We start from the raw sequence: 21,789 nt of genomic DNA on the forward strand, positions 1-21,789 counted from the left end.
TTTGGTGAGGCTATGGCATAATCTCCCCAGTCATTAATGAGTGCAGGTGAAGTTAAACTATGATGTCTAAAAACCGTTTAATGTGGGCAAGCCGTCGAGGTATGTTGGAGCTGGATTTGGTGTTGCAGCCCTTTATTGAAAATGTGTATGACTCTTTGAAAGACGACGATAAATTGCTGTTTGAAAAATTATTGGAGTGTGAAGATCAGGATATGTTCACTTGGTTTATCGATAAAGTCGACCCTGAGGCCTCTGACATTTTGCATATCGTCAAGATTATTCGCTCTCACACAGGGCTTCAGCCTGACGCTTGAATTGCCTCTTTCGCCACCTCTGGTTGTCCAACGTATCGGTTGGGGTGTGAGGTGGTTAATTCTTCTTGTTAGCCTTTCCGGTATTTTCCACTCTTTTTATCTGTCTTCGTTTGAGGGTGCATTATGGCCTTCTACTGATAACGCACTATTCACCGCATTGGTTGTGGTTGGGTGGGGCGTTTTGGGTGTGTTTGGGTGGAGGCTTGTTCAATGGTTTATTCAGAAGGTCAATTTAAGGCACCACGGTGCTTTACTGTTTGATGAGGAGGGTTGGACGCTTTCGCCTGTTGAGGGTAACCCGCCGCAGTCACTTATGCTGAATGAATTTTGTTATCTCGGTGAGCACTTTGTTGTGCTCGGTTTTTCGCCAACAGAGGGATTAAGTGTTTGGCGGCGATGGGTTATTGCGTTTTTCGGTGAGTATACTTTTTTTATTGAACGAGCGGCGATTGTGAAGCCGGAGGGCGCTGAGCGCCGGTTCCGGCATTTACGTGCTTTGTTAATCACAGGTAAAGCTTTTAAATAATCGTTTAGGGGCAAGCGGTTTTAACACTCGGCCCCACAATGACGTCTTGGCCTGCGAAATTATTGGGCACGAGCACGGTATCGCGCGCAAATGTTTTGAGGTTAGGGTAATCCAGAGAGTAGTGTAAACCCCGACTTTCTTTTCGCTCTAGGGCTGAGCGAATAATCAATTGCGCCACCATGGCTAAATTTCGTAATTCAATTAAATCGTTTCCGACTTTGTAGTTACTGTAATAGTCGTGAATTTCCCGTTGCAGTAATTCGACACGGTGGTTCGCTCGTTCTAAACGTTTGCGGGTGCGCACAATGCCCACGTAGTCCCACATAAAGCGTCGTAGCTCATCCCAGTTGTGGGAGATCACCACGTCTTCGTCGGAGTCGGTGACTCGGCTTTCATCCCATTCTGGTTGGTAGTGGGGTTTGTCGATGTCTTCGATAATGCGGGAAATTTCATCGGCAGCAGAGCGTGCGTAAACGATGCATTCGAGTAGGGAGTTGCTGGCCATGCGATTGGCACCGTGCAAGCCGGTGAACGAGGTTTCGCCAATGGCGAATAGGTGTTTTAGGTCGGTGCGGCCATTGTGGTCGACCATGACACCGCCACAGGTGTAGTGCGCCGCAGGCACGACAGGAATGGGTTCTTGCGTGATGTCGATTCCAAACTTCGCACATTGCGCCTTCACAGTGGGGAAGTGGTCTTCGATGAACTCAGCGGATTTATGGCTGATGTCTAAATACACGCAATCGCACCCCAGCCGTTTCATTTCATGGTCGATGGCACGAGCGACAATGTCGCGGGGGGCGAGCTCTTTGCGTTCGTCAAAATGCGTCATAAAGCGCTCGCCGCTGGGCAGCTTCAGGTGTGCTCCTTCGCCACGAAGCGCTTCGGTGATCAGGAACGATTTGGCGCTGGGGTGGTAAAGGCAGGTGGGGTGGAATTGGTTAAATTCCATGTTGGCGACTCGACATCCGGCACGCCAGGCCATGGCAATGCCATCACCGCTGGCTCCGTCGGGGTTGCTGGTGTAAAGGTAGGCTTTACTGCTGCCGCCGGTGGCGAGAATAACGACTTTGGCTTGCCACAAGTTAACCGTATCGGTATCGATATCGTAAATGTACGCGCCTGTGCAACGGATTTTTCGGTATTGGGCATCCGCTTGTGTGACTAAATCAACGGCAACGTGGTTGCTGTGCAATTCGATATTATCGCGTTGGGTGGCGCGCTCGACTAATGTGGAGTGCACGGCCCGGCCAGTGGCATCGGCACTGTGAATAATTCGCCGGTGACTGTGGCCGCCTTCTTTGGTCAGGTGATAATCGTTTGATGAATTTTTGTCTGACTCTGATTCATTGCCTTGGGTGTCATGAGCGTTCTTGGTAAAGCTGACGCCTTGGTCGATGAGCCATTCGATGGCGCTTTTGCTGTTCTCTACCGTAAACCGCACAGCATCTTCGTGGCACAGGCCCGCACCGGCTTTGAGGGTATCTGCTACGTGCATGTCGACGGAATCGCTGTTGTCCAATACCGCTGCAATACCGCCCTGAGCCCAGAACGTGGAACCGTCTTTCAGCTCGCCTTTACTTACCATGGCGATGGATAAATGCTCAGGCAAATGCAGCGCGGCGGTTAATCCTGCGGCACCAGAGCCAATAATAAGGACATCGTGATAAAACGTATTGGTCATAATGTTTACTTTCGAACAGACAAAGATTCAAACATCACACAGAGCTTGTTTGAGCGCAAAGTACCCCAAATATTCCGTGTGCAGGTCGTGTTTTCGATGATGGTCGATGCGTCATCGGTGCCGGATTTACGCACGCGATGTTTATAAAGTCCATTTCTAGCACAGAATCGAGGCGCGCTAGTATATACATCTGTTGGTAAATGAGTAACATTTTGACCTTAGGGGCTAAAAAAACGTCCAAAATACAAAAACTTATCTCGGGTTTTGAACTTCTCTTCTAGAGTTGAGTCTAGTGAGCTTGCAAGCAATGGCGTCGAATACCATTGCAAGGCATGAGTTCTGCCAAGTGGCTATATGGGAGTAATGAATGACAGCGCAAGCGGCGCCTGAATCAGATCAGCAGTTGGTCGAACGGGTACAAAAAGGGGACAAGCGCGCCTTTGATTTGTTGGTGCTGAAGTACCAACACAAAATCATTGCCATTGTTGGGCGCTATATTAAAGACAATGCAGAAGTGTATGACGTGACTCAAGAGGCGTTCGTGAAAGCCTATCGTGCGTTAGGTAACTTTCGCGGAGAAAGTGCGTTTTACACCTGGCTGTATCGAATTGCGATTAATACGGCAAAAAATCATTTGGTCTCTCGTGGGAGACGCCCTCCTGCGTTTGATGTGGATGTGGACGAAGCAGACTATTATGACGGTAGTGAACCTTTGCGTGATATTGAGTCGCCAGAGGGCAGCATGATGCGTGATCAACTGCACGATGTGGTTAAGAAGACCATCACAGCGTTGCCAGAGGACTTGCGTACGGCGTTAACCTTACGAGAAATGGAAGGTCTGAGTTACGAAGACATTGCTGAAGTGATGGAATGCCCTGTCGGTACTGTGCGTTCACGAATATTTCGAGCCCGTGAGAGTATTGATAAAGCCATTCGACCTTTACTAGATGGTTAACTGTAGGTAAATGACTAATTGTAGGTAGACGGTTAATTGCAGGTTGATTTATTGAATGTTCAATGCGGTGGTGATTGGTCGTCGATAAAGCATTAAATTTTATAAAAAAATATCGATTGAACGAACCATTTGGAAATTTCTCGGTCAATAAGAGCGTAACCTATTCAGATTCTGTTAATGAATTAAAAGAAGGTCTGAAACCAGCCTTGAGGCTTGGTGTTGTGAGTCAGTTTTAAACGCTTTACTCACTGTTTGCGTTGGTCATTTGTGTTCGTCGATTTTTTAGGGTTATTGCCTTAACGTCAGCACGATATTTAGACAAGTGATATTTAGATAAACCGTATTTAGAAAAGCAGTATTTAGATAAATAGTATTTAGATAAACCGTTAAGATAAAACAATTCAGGTAAACAACGATGTCGGTTGGACCGGCGAAGCATTGAGGTAACAAAGCGTATGGCACAGCCCAATGGCAAAGAAACAATGGCCGAATCTTTATCGGCCTTGATGGATGGAGAAACCTCTGAGTTTGAGCTGAGGCGAGTACTGTCTTCGCTTGACGATACCCCCGACTTGAAGCGCTCTTGGTCTCGTTATCATCTCGCTCGCGGGGCTATGAAGCGTGAGTTACCACTGGATATTACCGTCGATTTATCGGCCGCCATTGCCGATTCTATTGCGGATGAGCCAGCGCATACCGTAGTACTTGATAGCACTGTGGACAGCTCTACTGCGAATAGCACTCCTGCTACATCAGAAAAGTCAGTGAAGTGGTTGGGGGGCTTGGGTAAAATGGCGGTTGCTGCGTCCGTTGCCATGGTGACTGTATTGGTAGCGCAACAGGTTGTGAATGATGCGCAACAAACCCCATCCGTTGATAAAGACATTGTGGCCGATGCCACGCCTGTGACGCCTACGGTCAATGAGCCGGTAACAGCGCCGGTCAGCTTGCCAATTGGCTATGGTACGGATTCCATTGCAGCACGCACAGTGAGTGCGGGGGCAGGGAATAACGCCGTACGAAGAACGTCTAGCTCACCATTGGTGTTTGTACCCAGAACGGAAGCCAAGGTATCTCACCCAGGGCTAGAAGAGTATCTGAATCAAATTATGGTTGAACATGCCCAAACGGGCATTGCGGCACCCGGTTCATTACCGTTTAATCGTGTACCGAGGGTAGAGGCAAAACCGTAATGAGGAATGCGCCATTAGCCGTTTTGTAAGCCATATGGTTGAGCGGCTGGGTTGATTTCGTTTATCTTAACATTCTGTTTATCGTCGGTTTTTTATCGTGAGTCTTTACTGTTGCGTTATTGAAAAAGAAAGGGGGCATTAGCCCCCTTTCTTACGTATGTGTGATGCGAAATTTGCCCAGCTTGCCGAGGAAAGTTCATTCAAAATATGAAAATTATGTCGAGTCATTTTGTTTTTCGTACCCCAATCAGTTTTGGAATGGGGGTGTTATTGTGTTTGATGTGCGCCATGTCTGCTACGGCTCAAAATGGGTTGAACCCTTCTGTCTCCCCCGTATTGATCGAAATGCTGTCCCATGCAGAGCAATCTTTAAAACAGCTCAGTTATGACGGCACATACACTTATGAATACGCAGGAAATTTGGACACGCTATCCGTGTCCCATCGCGTGGATGGCGATCGGCAATCGAACCAAATTACCCATTTAAATGGATTTGCAGATTCGGTGCGTTACGATTCCGCTCGCCACGTTTGCCAAAGTGATCCACAGCAATTTGCGGTAACCGTAGGCCCGCATTTGGCGCAATATTATCAGTTTCAAATCGTGGGAGAAGATCGTATTGCGGGCCGCAGCGTGGATATGTTGTTTGCTCAGCCTGCAGACGAATATCGTTATGGTTTTACTTTGGCGTTAGATCGGGACACACGTATGCCACTGATGTTTACGATGTTGGCGGGTAAGCGCATCTTGGAGCGTTTCCAGTTTGTGCATTTTGACCCAGTATCTGACCCATCAACGGCGGCGCCTATGCCATCGGATAACCAAGGCACCACTTTCTCGGTAAACGGAGGGTGTGCCGAAGTGGCGGAAAGTGCCCGTTGGCGGTTGGGGTGGTTACCACTAGGGTTCAGTTTAACCACCGCCAAGCTTAACCAAACGGCGGATATGTTGTCGTTCAGCGATGGCATCACCCGTTTCACAGTCTTTGTCAACCCTGCCCAAGGCGCGCATACTTTAGAGGGCGAAGGAAGAAAAGGCAGTACGTTGGTGTACTTGGATAAAGTCATTGCCAATGGTGGTTTGTATCAAATTTCTGTGGTGGGTGAAATTCCAGTAGAAACGGCAAAAAAAGTGGCTGCCTCGTTGATTCCTTTGTCGAATGTGAATTAATGAATCTGAGTGTAACGAAGTGTGGATATGAACAGCAGAGCCAATGATTGCGGCATAACGCAATCAGGAATGGTTAAAGAAAGGGGCAGAGTCGTGGCCATTGAAGCCGAAGCGCTTTGGGTTGAAACGCGTCAGCAATCTGCTTGTGATGGCTGTAATGCAAAGCAAGGGTGCGGTCAATCGTTATTGTCTCGCCTTGGGAGTTCGCCAACACAATTAAAGGTGTTGTTGAATGGTCAATCGCCTGAGGACTTCAGGGAAGGCGACTGGGTGGAGATTGGCATTGCTGAAACGCTGATCGTGAAAGCGTCTTTGCTGGTGTATTGCGTTCCTCTTCTTACATTGTTGATAGGGGCTTTAGTGGCCAACAATGTGTGGGGAGGGGAGTTGGGTAGTATTATGGGTGCGTTAGTGGGGTTATTCATTGGAGGGTGGGTTGTGCGCTGGCATTCTGTTCAACATGAGCACAACCCAAGTGTGCAGCCGGTGGTGCTGTCTGAGGCAGCCGTAACGTTAAATTGGCAGCCTGAGTCATAGCTCTCTTAGGTATGACTAGACAATAGGTATGACTAGACAAGCATAAGACGCCGTTACCTAAAATGATCGACTATTGTTCAGTGTCGCTCTATTGAATGTGACAAATTCTTTAAGAAGTCTTACAAATTTTATTCTACGGTGGAATTTTTATTCCCAGTCCCCAACTAAGACGTTGATTAAGTGCAGTGCTATTAAGAAAAATAGCGCTCATCCGTTTTTTTCGTCGATAACCAGAGTCGACGTTTTACGCCAGAATGTTAGAGGAGAGTGCCCATGCTATGGCGACAAGTGCCGTTAGCGTTTGTATTAATGATTGGTGCGATGATAGTCCACGCACAACGCCTGCCCGATTTTTCAGAATTGGTTGAAGAATCAAGCCCGGCAGTGGTGAAAATTACAACGGTTGCAAAGTCGGGCCGAGGAATTACCTTAAACCGACCAGATATGGAGCAGATTCCTGAAATTTTTCGATATTTCTTTGACCCTCGTAAAATCCCAGAGCGGGAACAACGTTCGATGGGCTCGGGGTTTATTTTGTCACATGATGGGTATGTGCTAACCAATAATCACGTTATTGATGGTGCTGATGAAATTACCGTACGCTTGCTCGACCGTCGGGAATTTGAAGCCACTTTAGTGGGGACGGACAAGCGATCGGATTTAGCGCTTCTTAAAATTGATGCAGAGCGCTTACCGCATTTGGATTTTGCCGATCCGGAAGAAATTCAAGTGGGTGAATGGGTGCTGGCGATTGGCTCTCCATTTGGTTTGGATTTTTCTGCCAGTGTTGGCATTGTGAGCGCCATTGGCCGCAGTATTCCCACCGAAGAAAACGAAAATTATGTCCCGTTTATTCAAACCGATGTGGCCATTAACCCCGGTAATTCAGGCGGCCCTTTATTTAATTTGAAGGGCGAAGTGGTCGGAATTAATTCCCAGATTTACACCCGTTCGGGGGGGTCCATAGGCTTGTCTTTTGCCATCCCTGCCAGTGTGGCCATTGATGTGGTGGAACAGTTAAAGTCTAAAGGCGTGGTAGAGCGTGGCTGGCTTGGCGTGATGATTCAAGAAGTAGACAAAGATTTGGCTCGCTCCTTTGGCCTGAGAAAACCTCAAGGCGCATTAGTGGCAAGGGTTGAGGCCGGAAGCCCTGCGGATAAGTCCGGTTTAAAAGTGGGCGATATTATTTTGTCGTTTGATGGAAAATCCATAAAACAATCTGGTGATCTTCCCCATGCGGTGGGGATGGTAACGCCGGGTGAAAAAGCCATTGCCGAGATTATTCGAGAAGGCGATCGTAAACGTGTTCCTGTTATGGTGGGGGCGTTAGGAGGTGGTGCGACTGTTGCTGGTTTATCCAATTCATCGAAATCGGTTGATTCATTACTGGGGGTGCAGGTGGAGTCATTGCCTGATGAGCTTAAACGTGAGTGGAATCTTGATACCGGAGTGTTGGTAAAAGCCATTGATCCCAACGGTGCGGCAGCGGGTGCTGGCTTACGTGTGGGGGATGTGATTACCCAAATCGGGTTTACCGCGATTCAAAACGTTGATGATTTTGGCTTAGTGGAGTCTCAGCTTGAACGAGAGGCATTATTGCCCATTCGTTTTATTCGACAAGGTCGTCCGGTCTTTCGAACCATTACCACACCAAAATAGATCTATTTGATTCTTCCATTACATTAGCGTGCCTCGGTTGTGAATGATTACTGAGGCACCGCCCAACGACTTAGCGATCACATGGTCTTGGGTCGCGTCACTGAGGTCCAATGTTTGACGACAGTAAAAACAACGACCGGCTTGCAAAAATAAACGGCGCTTTATGGTGTTCGACATAGTGTTAAAGTTCGGTTGTTGGGATCTGCAACTACCACTGTAAATGATCTTGGCCGGCGGTAGCTTTCCAGGCCTTAGGAATATTTCGTCCGTATCCGCCATATTTGATGACGAAATCTTTCAGTAACACCGCAGAAGCCACGCCAAGTCCAAGCATAATATCAGGGTTCGTCATCGGCGATTTTGCCATTTCATACAATGGCTCAAGGTATTGAGCCCCTGTGAAAGTGACGATGCCACTACCCGCTATTTTAACAACGGAAACCGAGATGTTATGACCAACTGCTCTCAACGCATCTTCATTTCGCCAATCATACGCGTTAATACGCGTGCCGTGATACGTTAATCCTGAAGCGTTACAGAGTGCTTCCAATTCTTCTTCTCTCACTCCTTTGCCGCGCGGGTTGGAGAAGAAAACACGTTGTTTTTTCAAATTGCTTTCGAGGCTATTTCCATCCATAGGATGAGGTGAAGTTTTTTCTGCTTGTAAGCGCGGGTGTTTCGATAGTGCCTGCATGACGTTTGCAAAAGTTTCACAGGCATTACCTTGAATCAGCCAGTCTACGCTTTCGCCCTGAGCCGCAATGGTGATAATGGCATCGAGCACTAATTTAATGCTATTGGGCTTGTGAAATTCTCCATTTAACCAAGCTAACGTATAAAAGTTATCAGGGATGTCTGACATTTTATCTTGAATAGCATAGGCATTTTTGATGTGCTCAATAAGCGTGCTTCCTGCGGATTCTTTATTTTCATATTTTCCACCAATGGCTATACGATGCGAGCCATGGAGACCATCCCATTTGTGAGAGAGCATTAATCTTGCTGTAGGGCTATCTTTGGTATTCCATTCAGGCTTCCCTTCTTCATTCATACTACAGATAACTTCGTAGATATTTGGGTTTTGTTGAATACTTTCTGGTTGGAATTGATCCCCAAATAAGATGCTTTCTATGTAGGTGTCACCGCCCCCATTGAAGCGATAAATTATTTGAACACCTGGTTTGGTGATGCTATGTATTTGGCTGTCTCTTTGCTCGGAGATGCCGCCAAGGTTATACACCATGCGAAAAATACTGGCTCGGTAAAAATTGGTTTGGTGGGTCGTTTGTAGCTCCTGCCATCGACTCAAGTGCTTTTTACTGACAAAAACATTACGAGAAACATTAATATCTCGACCTTTTTCTAATATGGTTGTGTATTCGGTAGGGTTTAGAGGTTTCATTAATTATCCTTAATTTCAGAGATTAATTGGGTGTAAATTCTGGGGGAGGAGATCCAGGCTCTAGGAGAACAATATTGGGTTCGCCGATACTGTTGTCTCCTCTGCGCACTATGGGATAAATCCAGGGTTCAGGAGTTCGATTTTCACAGGCTTGTGCATTGGGCCAGCGTTTTTGAGCGTGTTTAAGCTTGTCTTGTGACTCATTACTAAGAGTGAGTTGAACACTATTGAACACAGAATCTCGAATTGAATTCATCGAGCGTAAACAGTCTACAACGGGTTTGTATCCAATATATCGATATCCCATACTGAGCATATGTCTATCAGTCAAAGCCATCAGAAGAACTGATCTAATAAAGGACGATTCTTCAGGTAATGGTGAGTCGTCATCAGGCTCCCTATTTTCGAGCCTAGGGTGAGTTTCGGTGTATAGCCATGTACCTGAATCGGTTTCTCTAACCTGCCAATTGACGGGCCCTTGAACATGTCTATTTAATGGATTGCCTGGGCCATTAAAATAAATATTGCGGAGTGTGGCTTGTTCTAAATGCTCAGGGTTAAACAAGCTCATGCCTTCAGGCATGGTATCCATATGACGAACACCCATGCTAAAGTCCATGAGTCCTAAGGTAGGTTGGGGATGCCATGGTGGGCCAAGTAATTCTAAATGACGTCCCATAATGGATCGAACGCTAACCCCCTGCCGTCGCCAACTCGGTAAATCTTCATCACTGATGAAATCACTTTTCTCGTAAAGATTGACGACTTCTGGGATGGGCTTGTCTTTCCCTAAGCCTTCGCTGTAGTGGCTCGGTGGCAGCTCTAGGGTCAATATGCTGCCGGAAAAATTAATGGTGATTTTGTCCCGCTTGTTCTTCCCCGGAATGTAGGGGCGACGGCGGGAGGCGAAAAGTTGATGAATAAAACTCATGCAATATCCATATTTAGAAATTCAGTGAACATTGGTTAGTTCAACCTCTGTTGAATTTAGTGCAGGCCATTATCAATGATCGGAAAAGTGTAGTGCAAATCTTAAACAAACAATGTGTGTCAAATTTAAAATCTATTATGCCAGTTTTGAGACGTTCCCCACTATTCCGTAAGGATGTCGCATCATGCCACATACTGGGTGTGGCTAAAGTTTTCATCAATTTACCAACCTCAATAGGTTAATATCTTTAACCTATATTCAACAATAATGTTGTATTTTTTAGCCTATGACTGGCGTTGAATATTCACCTACATCAAATATCGGAAGAAACATTGAACATTAAAACGAAAAAAGCACTGATCGATTTCGTTAATCAAGGCAATACGGTGAAATATATCTTTTTCTGGGGGCATCAAGAAAAAGGCAACCAAGTGACAAAGAGCTGCTTTAGTCAGTGGTATAGTTCAAAATTCGAAGAAGATGGAAATGAATTTATCACGGCTGAGCACTACATGATGTATCACAAAGCAAAGTTGTTTGGCGATACTAACGCGTGTGAGAAAGTGCTTTCTGCTAAGAACCCAGGAGAAGCTAAGGCCATTGGCCGTGGCGTGCTGGGTTTCGAACAAAAATTATGGGATGAGAAACGATTCGAGATTGTAGTCAATGCCAACCTTGCGAAGTTCTCTCAAAATTCAGAGCTTAAGGCGTTTTTGTTACATACCGAAAATCGAGTATTAGTCGAAGCCAGCCCAGTAGATAAAATATGGGGCATTGGTTTGGCTCAAGACAATCGGGCATGTGAAAACCCAAACTTATGGAAAGGTCTTAATCTTTTAGGGTTCTCGCTCATGGAAGTGAGAGATCAACTTACCTATAAAGCAGGTGCATAAATTAGGTTGCTGAGCTCTCATCACGGCATTTTTAATCAGATTTCTGAGCCATTGGCTCCAATACTTCTTTCAAAAACTTAAAATACACGGTATGAATTTCCGGTGATTCACCGTCTTTCTCAATCATAAAAAAAGGCGCACGTTCGACGTTGTGGGCTTTGGCAATTTTGAGGCCTGCACTCTCTGGGTCGCGTTCGTCGGCGACGACCACTTCGTCAATTAAGCCCATGTGGCCCGATTGCTCCAATTTGGCGATGACTTCACCACACTTTTTACAAGGGGAGCCGTCGGCCAATATTTTTTTTACTAGAGTGATTTTCACGATTGCTCTCCTGTCTTTGCGCTAAATACCCTTAAATAGGCGATTTAACGCTGATGTATTGTCTTGTTTGAGGGCTGCCCCTCGTCATGTGTAGTAAATGGTGGAAGATTAAAAAAAATCAATGGCAGGGGGAGGGATTCTTTTTATGTTCTGTATCGAAACGTTTGAGCGTCTCCAGCAGCTTGTTGATTTTGACGAGGCTTTCGGCGTATTCACTGTCGGTATTGGAGTCCGCGACGATACCGCCGCCGCCCCACAAGGCAAGGCGCTGGCAGTCCATGCCGATGGTTCGGATAGCGATGTTGGTGTCCATATTGCCGTCACAACCTACGTAACCGATGGCGCCGCAATAGATTCCTCGCTGGAAGCGTTCAAGCTCGTCAATAATTTCCATGGCGCGTTTTTTGGGTGCACCGGTGATGGAACCTCCGGGGAAGGCATCTCGCAACAAATCCAGCGGATGGCTGCCTTCGATTAAATCGGCCTCAATGGTGCTCACCAAATGGTGAACGTTGGCAAAGGTTTCTAAATCCCACAATTTGGTGACATTAACGCTGCCCACTTGCGCGTGTTTGCTCATGTCGTTGCGCAGTAAATCCACAATCATCAGGTTCTCTGCCTGATCTTTAAGGCTGTTGCGCAGGGCGTGTTGATGTTCATGATCTTGTTGTGGGTCGCTAGCCCGTGGTCGGGTGCCTTTAATGGGTTTGGTGTTGATGTGTCCATTCTTCACTTGAATAAAGCGTTCGGGCGATAGGCTCATGATGGCGCCGCCGTGTGGAAGTCGCATAAAACAAGAGTAGGGAGAGGGCATGGATTGCCTTAGGGCTTGATAGGCTTGCCATGGGTCGCCTTTCCATTGAGCTGAAAACGGATGCGTGTAGTTTACTTGGTAGCAATCGCCACTGTGAATGTACTGGTGAATACGTTCCAGTTGTTGGACGTAATTTTCTCGCGGTTGTGCCTGTTGCAGCTCCCACAATGAAAAAGAAGAGGGTTGGGTTGTGCGAGTTTGATTGAGGCAGTCACGCAAAGGTTGAGCAAAAGACTCAAAACCTTCTAGGGCATAAAAGCGGCAAGTGCGATTATGGTGATCCATTACAATGGCGTGAGGATAAAGCCCCCAAACATAATCGGGTAAGTCCACAAGCTTTGGGTTGTTGGCAGCAACGCCGATGGCTTGCTGCGCCGATTCGTAACCAAAATACCCTAATGCACCGGCAATAAATGGGGTGTCTTTATGGTTGGGCAGCTCGGGTAATGCGGATAATAATGTCTTAAGGCGATCAAATGGGCAGTCTTTTTGATGATGGTTAAAGGGTGAGATTACCTCTATCGGGAGAGCGCTAAAGATATCGTATTGCCCAAGTGTGCTGAAAGGACGGCCGCTATCAAGCCAGATGGCGCCAGAGAGATGAGCGATGGCGTTAAAGAGTTCACAGGGGTTGTCGAAATAAGGGAGGTCGGTAACCGAATACAAAGGGGGTGTCCTATAGCTGTTCATCGCTCGTCTGATGTGCGGCGCATTTTACCTCTCGAATAAAAGCGAGTACACCATAATTCGTACACGAAAATGGTGGTTTCTAAGCTAGGAGAGAGGGGTTATCAGTTTCTAAGCGCCTTGGTGGTTTATTGTGCATTTATTTGCCAAGGTCAGTGTTTATTTATTCAATAAAGGAAAACAAAATGGCCTTTCAGCCATTGGTGAAATTGCATCAATTGTATGATGGGTACGTCGGTGCCTTCAAAATTGATCACCTTGAAGTGTTGTTGATTCAAGATTGGGATGGCAAACGCTATGCCTTTCACAATCGCTGTCCACATCAGGGGGCGCCGCTGACCTTTGGTAAATTAAGTGAAGGCTGCATTCATTGCCCTTTGCATGGTTGGGCATTTCATCTCAGTAGTGGTCGTCCTACCTTGGGTCAGCCGGGGCAGCTTGATGGTATTCCGCTGGTGTACGAGGGCAATACCATCGGTATTAACCTTTAGATTGGCACCCTCTCTACTACTCAAGCTCTTAACTAGGATGAGGGTGCACTTAAATGGCGCCACATTCGTTATTTTTTCCTTCGTTTCCCTCCCTTCGAGATTTTTTTGATTTATACTCATAATCTTTAGTATTCATATAAGAAATTTTGGTGGTGTTTTCTCAGTAGTACTTCCTCAGTAGTACTTTCCATAAAATGAGTAGACGGCTTTAGACGCGAGTGAACTGAATGCAAATTGATCGAGTTGACCTGAATTTATTGGTGTATCTGGATACCTTACTGCGTGAAAAAAACGTAACAAAAGCGGCGACCATATTGGGGATTAGCCAGCCCGCTATGAGTAATGGCTTGCGTCGTTTGCGAGATTTATTTAATGACCCAATCTTAGTGCGCACCAGTGATGGCATGACGCCTACAGAGCGGGCGTTGGAATTGCAGCCGGTGATTCGCCGCAGCCTTTCAGAGTTAGAGCGTGCTATTCAGCCTCGGGCAGACTTCGACCCAGAATCCAGTCATCGTGTGTTTCGTATTATGGCCAGTGACTATGCGGAATCGACTCTTTTGCCTGAGGTGCTGCTCAAAATGCGAGACTTGGCACCCAATGTAACCTTGGATGTGATGACTCCCAGTGATGTGAGCTTTCATGATTTGGAGCAGGGTAAGGTGGATCTGGCGGTGAACCGTTTTGATTCCTTACCGCAATCGTTCCATCATATTCCGGTTTGGCGCGATCGCTTCTTGTGCATGGTGAATGCCGATAACCCCATTCGAAACCACTTTGATTTGGAGGTCTATTTAGAAGCCAAACATGTTTGGGTGAGTAAGACCGGCATGGGTATTGGCGTGGGGGTGAACCCGGATGATGTCCAACGCTTAGGGTGGGTGGATGAGGCTCTAAATAAAATAGACAAAAAGCGCAACATCAGTGTATTTACCCGGCATTATCAGGCTGCCATGCTCTTGGCCGAGACCTTAGATTTAATCGTCACTTTGCCCTCCAAGGCGGCTCGCTTGCATGAAAATAACCCGAAAGTGGCCTTGTTGGAGCCGCCGTTTGAAATCCCGCCGTTGGAGTTGACCTTAGCTTGGAGCCCTTTGTTGCAACATAACCCGGAGCATCGCTGGATTCGCCGATTATTGATGGATGTCGCGAGGGGGATGGACGACTATTCGGTGCTTTAAGAGGCGTTTCTTTTATCGAGCCCCGTCACCGTTGGCATTAAAAGTGTCTATTTTCAAAAGGAATAGCAAAGATAACAATGATAAATTAGATAAATCTTTCCCGCCTCCATAGACTTTTTCTTATCGAGTGAGCGCTATAGTTAATGCGCTTACCGTCATTTACATAAAAACGATAATCACCAGCCTATCAATGGCCGCGACTGGCAACGATTCATCAATGCGCAGTCTCACGGCCTTTGATTAACGAGAGTTCATCAACAAGAACTCGTCAACAAGAGTCTGTTAACAAAGAGGGGAATACGATGGCAGCAAATGAGCCAACCCACGCCGGTCAGGAACGTATTGAGCATTCTGGATTACGCATCGCACCAGAGATTTATCAGCTTGTGGTGGAACAAGCGATTCCGGGTACGGATGTGGATGCCGATCACTTTTGGTCTCAAGCCTCTCAAATTATTCATGACCTCTCCCCCGTCAATAAAGCCTTGTTAGCCAAGCGCGATTCCCTGCAAGCGCAAATCGACCAATGGCACAAAGATAACCCGGCTCAACAAGGTCAGATTGATCAGGCCGCTTACACAGCCTTTTTAACCGACATCGGTTACTTGGAGGCCGAGCCTGAGCCGTTCAGTGCGACTACAGAGAATGTCGATACGGAAATTCGTGAGCAGGCGGGGCCGCAATTGGTGGTGCCGGTAAAAAATGCGCGTTTTGCGTTAAATGCGGCGAATGCGCGTTGGGGCAGTTTGTACGACGCCCTTTATGGCACCGATGCCATCTCTGAAAGTGATGGAGCCGAGCGTGCCGGCGCCTACAACCCAGTGCGCGGCCAGCGTGTGATTGAGTTTGGCCGCCGCCTATTGGATCAGGCCGCCCCGTTGGCATCAGGCAGCCATACCAATGCGACAGGTTATGCCATTGAGAATGGTGAATTGTCCGTCACCCTAGAAGGAGGCAGTACTTCCACTTTGGCCCAACCGGAAAAGTTCGTGGGCTACCAAGGGGAAATCAATAACCCTTCCTCAATTTTATTGAAAAATAACGGCTTGCACTTAGATGTATTAATTGATCCACAATCGCCCATCGGCAAAACCGACCCCGCTGGTGTGAAAGACATTATTATGGAAGCGGCCATTACCACCATTATGGATTGTGAAGATTCCGTTGCCGCTGTGGATGCCGAAGATAAAGCCGAAGTGTATGGGAATTGGTTAGGATTAATGCGCGGTGATTTAAGTGCAGAATTCCAAAAAGGCGGCGAAACTCTTAAGCGCACCATGAATGCCGATCGTGAATACACTTCTGCGAAAGGCGAAAGTTTTTCATTGCACGGTCGTAGCTTAATGTTTGTCCGTAACGTCGGGCATTTAATGGATATTGATGCGGTTCTTGATAAGCATGGTAATCCAGTACCAGAAGGTATTTTAGACGGATTAATTACCTCATTAATTGCCATTCATGATTTAAAAAATACCGGCGGCAATTCTCGAACTGGCAGTGTGTATATTGTAAAACCCAAAATGCACGGCTCAGAAGAAGTGGCGTTTACCGTTAATTTATTCGAGCGCATTGAAGCAGCATTAGGGTTACCAGCAAAAACCCTAAAAGTCGGCATTATGGATGAAGAGCGTCGTACATCGGTGAATTTAAAAGCGTGTATTGCGGCGGCGGATGATCGTGTTGTCTTTATTAACACCGGCTTTTTAGATCGTACGGGCGATGAAATTCACACCAGTATGCAAGCCGGTCCGGTTGTACCGAAAGCGGACATGAAACAACAAACGTGGATTCATGCCTACGAGGCATGGAATGTGGATTGTGGTTTGGAAGCGGGTTTGCAAGGGAAAGCGCAAATCGGTAAAGGCATGTGGCCCATTCCTGATGAAATGGCGAATATGTTGGAAGCCAAAATAGCGCACCCGAAAGCCGGTGCCAATACTGCTTGGGTACCATCGCCTAATGCGGCAACCTTACACGCAACCCATTATCACCAAGTGGATGTGCGCGCAATTCAAAATGAATTAATGGGCAACCCTCGTGGTTCGGTGGATGAAATTTTGCAAATTCCCTTATTGGCCGACCCAAGCCAATTAACGCCTGAAATTATTCAAGCGGAATTGGATAATAATGCACAAGGTATTTTGGGGTATGTAGTACGCTGGATTGATCAAGGTGTAGGTTGTTCGAAAGTCCCTGACATTAATAATGTGGGGTTAATGGAAGACCGGGCCACACTTCGGATTTCCAGCCAGCATATGTGTAACTGGTTATTCCACGGTATTTGCAATGAAGCCCAAGTGGTTGAAACGTTAGAGCGTATGGCCAAAGTGGTTGATGAGCAAAATGCCGGCGACCCACTATATCAACCTATGAGCCCCAACTACGATGACAGCGTTGCTTTCCAAGCGGCAAAGGATTTGGTGTTAAAAGGCGTTGAACAGCCAAACGGATACACTGAACCCTTGTTACATCATTATCGTCAAGTGGCGAAACGGAAAAGCAATACATAGAAGAATAAATTTACTGCGTTATGTTAACTTTCAAGAAACGTCCTTTTGGGGCGTTTCTTACTTTTAGGATATGGATATTAATAAATGCAAGCGCTAGCATGATAAATTGAGATTAAACTGTTAACTATCATGGTCTCACAATCTAAACTGGTCGCACGCTAGTTGATTTATCATGAACCATGCTTTCATGGTAGTGGTTGAATCAGTGGCGATTGGGTGAAAAATGACGACGGAATAGTAGATGAGGGCGCAATGTTTTTTATACTGGGGATTTGTATAGGGGTGTTACTTCTCGTGGTATTAATGATCCGAAGTGATCGAGAATTTGAAGCGCGTCGGCTTAAGATGGTACAAAAAAAGCTGGAAAAATCCGTTTCCGCAAGGCGGGCTACAGATGAGAATACATGAGAGACGAGGCTGGGTGCCTATTAATGCACGACATAATTCAAAGGTTCATCGTCGCAGGCCATGCCCAGTGTGAACCCGCCTAAGCCGATATGAACGGTGCTGGTTAGGCTCATTTGTGCCAATAATATCTTGATGTGTCTCTCTTTTGCCTTTTGAAGCAGTTGTTGGTAGCTTTCTCGCTCTGTTACTTCCTCTAAGCCACCTGCATAAGTAATGGACAAATACGGGCAAAGCAGTGGTTTACGCTCAATAAAATTGGACACGCTGTTGAGGACTTTATCAACGGCATTGTTAAACCCTTTCACCTTATCCAGTGTTTTATTTTCTTCGTCTTTGAATAGCACAATAGGACATACATCAATCGTACTGGCCAGTGCAGCAGAGAGCCAGGATACGTCGGTGTCGCCTCGTTTTTGAGCGCGCTCGCGAACGTGCATTAAGTCAGCCGGCACCATGTAACAATAAATTTTATCTGATATGGCATCGAGTTTTCGGCGAAGGCCGGTGAAATCGTGTTTTCGCTGCCATAGTGCCAGTGCGTGGGCCGCCAGTACACTTTCTCCTGCAAAGAGAGATCGACTATCAACCACTTTAATTTTAGCGGCAACCGTATCTTGCAGAGATTGAATAATTGGTTGAATTCTAAAATAAGTTTGGCTGCGCTTGCGGCAGGCTGTAATAACTAAAACATGATCGTTTGCCTTGGCCGCCTCAGTTAACTCTTTTGTAAGAACATCTTGAGGGGCGGGTTCGGTATCCACTTTTTTTCCAGACACGTATTTCTTCTGCCGATAAAAACCGGAGTATTGATCACCACGATAATCTAAAAATTCTTTACCGTTGAGTTTAAGTAATGTCGGTAAGATTCGTGCATTGTATTTTTCGTAGATGCTGGTTGGCAGGTCGCAGGATGGATCAATTAACAGTTGCATATTCATGATTTGCCTCCAATAGGGAAGTCATGTCATATAACGGATGCTTTTATTTTTCGATCTCTGCACTGATGTCACAGACGCCACGCAGTGCGGCTGCCATAAAGGGCACCATATTTTCATAAGCGGCGTCAAAATCAACCGATCGACACTTCCCATTAGAAATACGATCAATCCTTCCGGTTTGGGCCAATGTGAGAGCCAGTGCACCAGACATATAGTGGTAGCACCAGTGCAACTTGGTTTCATCCGCATGGGGAAAGACTTCTTGCAGCGCACTAATAAATTCTGAAACACGTTTGTCGAACACCGATGGCATCAGTTCGGTATTCCAAACAGGAGAAATCATCACTTGAGCGAGTAAGGCCAAGTAGTGTCGCCAACCCGCGTCACCTGTTTTTTGCGCCATTTTTAAGGGCAGTAAAAATGCCTCTATGATTTGTTCCAAGGTTTGAGGTTTGTCATTGTTGCGATGCAATAGCATTTGGCGCGTTTCGCTTAATAGTGTTGCACGTCGATCAAACACGGCATGAAATAAATCCAGTTTTTTACCAAAATGGTAATTGGCCAGTGCAACGTCGACGGCAGCGGTTTTGGCTATCTCTCGAAGCGTGACGCCATCGTATCCATGTTGAGCAAATAAGATTTCAGCGGCATCAAGAATGCGTTCTCGCTTGGAGATGTTCTCACGGGATATTGTTGGGGTGTGTGAACTCAATATTGTTTCATTCTGTTCTGTTGAATGCGGAGTTTTAGGGTGTTGTGTTACCGCATTTTGCTTTATTGAGTTGGTCTTGTTCACTGAGTGGTTCAAAATCTTCTCCAAAACGCTTTCCACAATGACCTGGATAGGGTAAATGGCGTGAATATTTATAATGATGAATGGCATACCTTTTTCATTAACACAAACGCATTAACACAAAAAATTTTTATGGTGTTAACGCGTTTAAAGAAGTTTAAGATGCCATTTTTTCATTTTTTGTAAAGTCGATAAAGCCTTGGTGTTGCGTATTCAACGTATGTTGAATATAGTTTAAATTACATAGAGTGGCTGGAAAGTAATCACCTTATGTTTTCTTAATCGGGCCGTCCTTTAATCTTAATCAGATTGCTCTTTAATCTTAAAGGATTGATAACGATTACGCACAAGAGCTTTGAGATCTGAACTCGTAGCTCTGGTTATTTGTTTTCGGTCGTTCTTTTGTTGTTGCTCTAATATTGTTGCCTTAATGTTGTTGTTCTAATTTTTCGTATCTCTTTTGTCGTGCTTGTTCATTATCGTGCATATTTATGGCGCTGAAATAGCTTTGCTCATTGATTTTAACGACGGTATAGGTTTGAAATACAGTGTTATGTCTATATAAATTAGTGGCATTTGATAGTTTATTGCGATGTTTCTACTTGCAATACCTCTCTCTTTGCAAAAGCCTAACAAAATATAATAAAACCGTTAACGGTCTGCGGTACCATTTAGCTATCAAGTGATTTGTTTTAACTTCTTTTATCTATTGTTTTACCTTACGGCGATTATGCCGGTACAAAGTACAAAATGGAAAAAACGCACTAATGACACCTGAGTTATTTAAGTATGTATTGTGTGGGCTTTATGTTGTGGTCATTTACACATTATCGTGGCGTGGCATGAGAAGAACCCGAGATATTAAGGGTTTTTCAATTGGGAATAAAGACATGAGCCCTTATTTGGTGGGAGTGACACTGGCGGCATCCGTGGCGTCTACGGCGACATTTGTCATCAACCCTGGTTTTGTTTATGCCCATGGAGCAGCGGCGTATTTGCATTATGGTGTTTCTGCCATTCTAGGAATGGCAGTTGCTTTTTTAGTGTTGAGTAAAGGTTTTTTGCGTCAGGGCAATGAATATGTGGCATTAACCATTCCAGATTGGATTTATCATCGTTATCAAACCCGCAGTTTTAGTTTGTTCTTTGCCTTTATTAATTTATTGTCGATTACGTTTGTCGTTTTGATTTTGGTCGGTTGCAGCTTGCTGATGAGTGGATTATTTCCAATTGATCAAAAAACCTCCTTAATTATCACATTGTTGTTTGTGTTTTCCTACGTGCTGATGGGAGGGACTTATGCCCATGCCTATACGAATACGTTACAGGGCATCATGATGTTATTGATTGCGGTTTTGTTGTTTGTGGAAGGTCTGCCGTACTTTTCCGGTGGTGTGGTCACGGCATTGGAGTCGGTCAGTAAAGATTATGCGTCTTTTTTAAATCCTTCTAGCGATTTGTATTTTAGTTTTTTTTCTGTGTTTGCCAGTGGTTTTATTATTACGTTTGCATTAATGCTTCAGCCGCACATCCTAACCAAAATATTGTATTTAAAAAGCGAGAAAGACATCGGAAAGTTTATAACGACGACGGTGGTGGTCGCCTTTTGCTTTTCTCTCATTCTTTGTATCGGCTTTTATGCTCGATTATCAGGCATTGAAACACCAGATCAAGACGTGGTGGTGCGTGAATATCTGTTGGCTGAGTTCAGTGAAAGTACCTTTGGGCAATACCTGTTGGCTTTTATTTTTATCACACTATTGGCAGCGGGAATGAGCACGTTGGATGGTATTTTGGTGGCACTGTCTGCCATGGTGGTAAAAGACATTGTGATTCCTATTACTCATGATGAAACCCGCGCGTTGCAGCTTTCCCGATGGGTATTGGTTGCCGTGGGTGTTGTGGGAGGGTTTTTGGCTTGGAACCCGCCTCCGTTAATTGGTTTGTTTGCGCAAAAAGGGGTGTACGGCTTGGCTGCGGCATCGGTTGTTCCGATTTTATTTGGCGTTATTTTTAAAGAAAAGCTACCTCTGTGGGCGGTCTTTGTGCCAGCGGTAATGGGGCTGGTGATTCATCTTATTTTGAATACGGTGGGGGGGGTGACCAACCCTGCTGTTTCAGCGAGTTATGCCATTTTGATGGCGTTATTATTTGGTGGTGTGGCGTTGGCAATAGACCGTCAGGGATGGTTTGCTGTGGCGGCACGTAAATAAATCTTGTTATTAAAAATAAAAAAGCGGTGTCTAGGGTGTGTTGGGCGCCCCAACAAGTGAGGGTTGGATAATGGAACACGGTGTACCTAAATACGATCTAGCTAAACACGATCTAGTGAAAAACAAGCTAGTTAAAAACAATTTAGTTAAAACCAATGCATTTTTAAA

Annotated in this window: 20 protein-coding genes; 12 read left to right on the plus strand and 8 right to left on the minus strand. The window is 45.7% G+C overall.

Going from position 1 to position 21,789, the window contains the following annotated elements; genetic code table 11:
- The first annotated feature begins 62 nt into the window (after positions 1-62).
- Both LU351_RS05940 and LU351_RS05945 read left to right on the plus strand, forming a co-directional pair.
- Positions 63-314 (plus strand): FAD assembly factor SdhE, encoded by a 252-nt coding sequence (locus LU351_RS05940; RefSeq protein WP_232593199.1) that lies wholly within the window; start codon positions 63-65, stop codon positions 312-314.
- 46 nt (positions 315-360) lie between these two features.
- Positions 361-840, plus strand: coding sequence for a hypothetical protein (locus LU351_RS05945; protein ID WP_232593145.1), 480 nt, complete (start codon positions 361-363; stop codon positions 838-840).
- Between the two features lie 4 nt (positions 841-844).
- Here LU351_RS05945 and nadB read toward each other — a convergent pair whose 3' ends face one another.
- Positions 845-2,524, minus strand: a complete 1,680-nt coding sequence (gene nadB / locus LU351_RS05950; RefSeq protein WP_232593146.1) for an L-aspartate oxidase — start codon at positions 2,522-2,524, stop codon at positions 845-847.
- A 367-nt stretch (positions 2,525-2,891) separates the two neighbouring features.
- On the opposite strand from nadB, the gene rpoE reads away from it, so the two are divergent.
- The 5 genes from rpoE to LU351_RS05975 all read left to right on the plus strand — a co-directional run bounded on the left by rpoE (position 2,892) and on the right by LU351_RS05975 (position 8,038).
- Positions 2,892-3,479, plus strand: a complete 588-nt coding sequence (rpoE, locus tag LU351_RS05955) for an RNA polymerase sigma factor RpoE (protein WP_232593147.1) — start codon at positions 2,892-2,894, stop codon at positions 3,477-3,479.
- Between the two features lie 455 nt (positions 3,480-3,934).
- Positions 3,935-4,672, plus strand: coding sequence for a sigma-E factor negative regulatory protein (locus tag LU351_RS05960; RefSeq protein WP_232593148.1), 738 nt, complete (start codon positions 3,935-3,937; stop codon positions 4,670-4,672).
- Positions 4,673-4,879: 207 nt separating this feature from the next.
- A complete protein-coding gene (locus tag LU351_RS05965) occupies positions 4,880-5,842 on the plus strand; it encodes a MucB/RseB C-terminal domain-containing protein (RefSeq protein WP_232593149.1) in 963 nt (320 codons plus the stop codon).
- 27 nt (positions 5,843-5,869) lie between these two features.
- On the plus strand, positions 5,870-6,379 hold the full coding sequence (locus LU351_RS05970; protein WP_232593150.1) for a SoxR reducing system RseC family protein: 510 nt from the start codon (positions 5,870-5,872) through the stop codon (positions 6,377-6,379).
- A 273-nt stretch (positions 6,380-6,652) separates the two neighbouring features.
- Positions 6,653-8,038 (plus strand): DegQ family serine endoprotease, encoded by a 1,386-nt coding sequence (locus LU351_RS05975; protein WP_416053935.1) that lies wholly within the window; start codon positions 6,653-6,655, stop codon positions 8,036-8,038.
- Between the two features lie 18 nt (positions 8,039-8,056).
- On the opposite strand, the gene LU351_RS05980 is transcribed toward LU351_RS05975, so the two are convergent.
- From LU351_RS05980 to LU351_RS05990, 3 genes are read right to left on the minus strand one after another with little or no spacing between them, the layout of a single operon-like run.
- Positions 8,057-8,215 (minus strand): HNH endonuclease, encoded by a 159-nt coding sequence (locus LU351_RS05980; protein ID WP_232593151.1) that lies wholly within the window; start codon positions 8,213-8,215, stop codon positions 8,057-8,059.
- A gap of 31 nt (positions 8,216-8,246) precedes the next feature.
- The gene (locus LU351_RS05985; protein ID WP_232593152.1) at positions 8,247-9,440 is read right to left on the minus strand and encodes a hypothetical protein; all 1,194 of its coding nucleotides are present in this window, start codon (positions 9,438-9,440) and stop codon (positions 8,247-8,249) included.
- Positions 9,441-9,462: 22 nt separating this feature from the next.
- Positions 9,463-10,371: a hypothetical protein gene (locus LU351_RS05990; RefSeq protein ID WP_232593153.1), complete on the minus strand. Its 909-nt coding sequence runs from the start codon at positions 10,369-10,371 to the stop codon at positions 9,463-9,465.
- 332 nt (positions 10,372-10,703) lie between these two features.
- On the opposite strand from LU351_RS05990, the gene LU351_RS05995 reads away from it, so the two are divergent.
- A complete protein-coding gene (locus LU351_RS05995; RefSeq protein WP_232593154.1) occupies positions 10,704-11,264 on the plus strand; it encodes an NADAR family protein in 561 nt (186 codons plus the stop codon).
- A 31-nt stretch (positions 11,265-11,295) separates the two neighbouring features.
- On the opposite strand, the gene LU351_RS06000 is transcribed toward LU351_RS05995, so the two are convergent.
- Complete coding sequence (locus tag LU351_RS06000) at positions 11,296-11,586, minus strand: hypothetical protein (protein ID WP_232593155.1); 291 nt, start codon at positions 11,584-11,586, stop codon at positions 11,296-11,298.
- A gap of 118 nt (positions 11,587-11,704) precedes the next feature.
- The gene (pabB, locus tag LU351_RS06005) at positions 11,705-13,090 is read right to left on the minus strand and encodes an aminodeoxychorismate synthase component I (protein WP_232593156.1); all 1,386 of its coding nucleotides are present in this window, start codon (positions 13,088-13,090) and stop codon (positions 11,705-11,707) included.
- A 182-nt stretch (positions 13,091-13,272) separates the two neighbouring features.
- Between pabB and LU351_RS06010 the strand changes: the two genes are divergently transcribed.
- From LU351_RS06010 to LU351_RS06020, 3 genes are all read left to right on the plus strand, one after another.
- Complete coding sequence (locus LU351_RS06010; protein WP_232593157.1) at positions 13,273-13,578, plus strand: Rieske (2Fe-2S) protein; 306 nt, start codon at positions 13,273-13,275, stop codon at positions 13,576-13,578.
- Between the two features lie 227 nt (positions 13,579-13,805).
- A complete protein-coding gene (locus LU351_RS06015) occupies positions 13,806-14,759 on the plus strand; it encodes a LysR family transcriptional regulator (RefSeq protein ID WP_232593158.1) in 954 nt (317 codons plus the stop codon).
- Between the two features lie 302 nt (positions 14,760-15,061).
- The gene (locus tag LU351_RS06020; RefSeq protein ID WP_232593159.1) at positions 15,062-17,269 is read left to right on the plus strand and encodes a malate synthase G; all 2,208 of its coding nucleotides are present in this window, start codon (positions 15,062-15,064) and stop codon (positions 17,267-17,269) included.
- A 428-nt stretch (positions 17,270-17,697) separates the two neighbouring features.
- On the opposite strand, the gene LU351_RS06025 is transcribed toward LU351_RS06020, so the two are convergent.
- Together LU351_RS06025 and LU351_RS06030 are read right to left on the minus strand one after the other, a co-directional pair.
- Positions 17,698-18,615, minus strand: coding sequence for a DegV family protein (locus tag LU351_RS06025; RefSeq protein WP_232593160.1), 918 nt, complete (start codon positions 18,613-18,615; stop codon positions 17,698-17,700).
- 43 nt (positions 18,616-18,658) lie between these two features.
- The gene (locus LU351_RS06030) at positions 18,659-19,498 is read right to left on the minus strand and encodes a TetR/AcrR family transcriptional regulator (RefSeq protein WP_232593161.1); all 840 of its coding nucleotides are present in this window, start codon (positions 19,496-19,498) and stop codon (positions 18,659-18,661) included.
- Positions 19,499-20,175: 677 nt separating this feature from the next.
- On the opposite strand from LU351_RS06030, the gene LU351_RS06035 reads away from it, so the two are divergent.
- Positions 20,176-21,621, plus strand: a complete 1,446-nt coding sequence (locus LU351_RS06035; RefSeq protein WP_232593162.1) for a sodium:solute symporter family protein — start codon at positions 20,176-20,178, stop codon at positions 21,619-21,621.
- Positions 21,622-21,789 lie beyond the last annotated feature (168 nt).

The organism is Marinibactrum halimedae, assembly GCF_021234875.1.
In the GTDB taxonomy this organism is placed as follows: domain Bacteria; phylum Pseudomonadota; class Gammaproteobacteria; order Pseudomonadales; family Cellvibrionaceae; genus Marinibactrum; species Marinibactrum halimedae.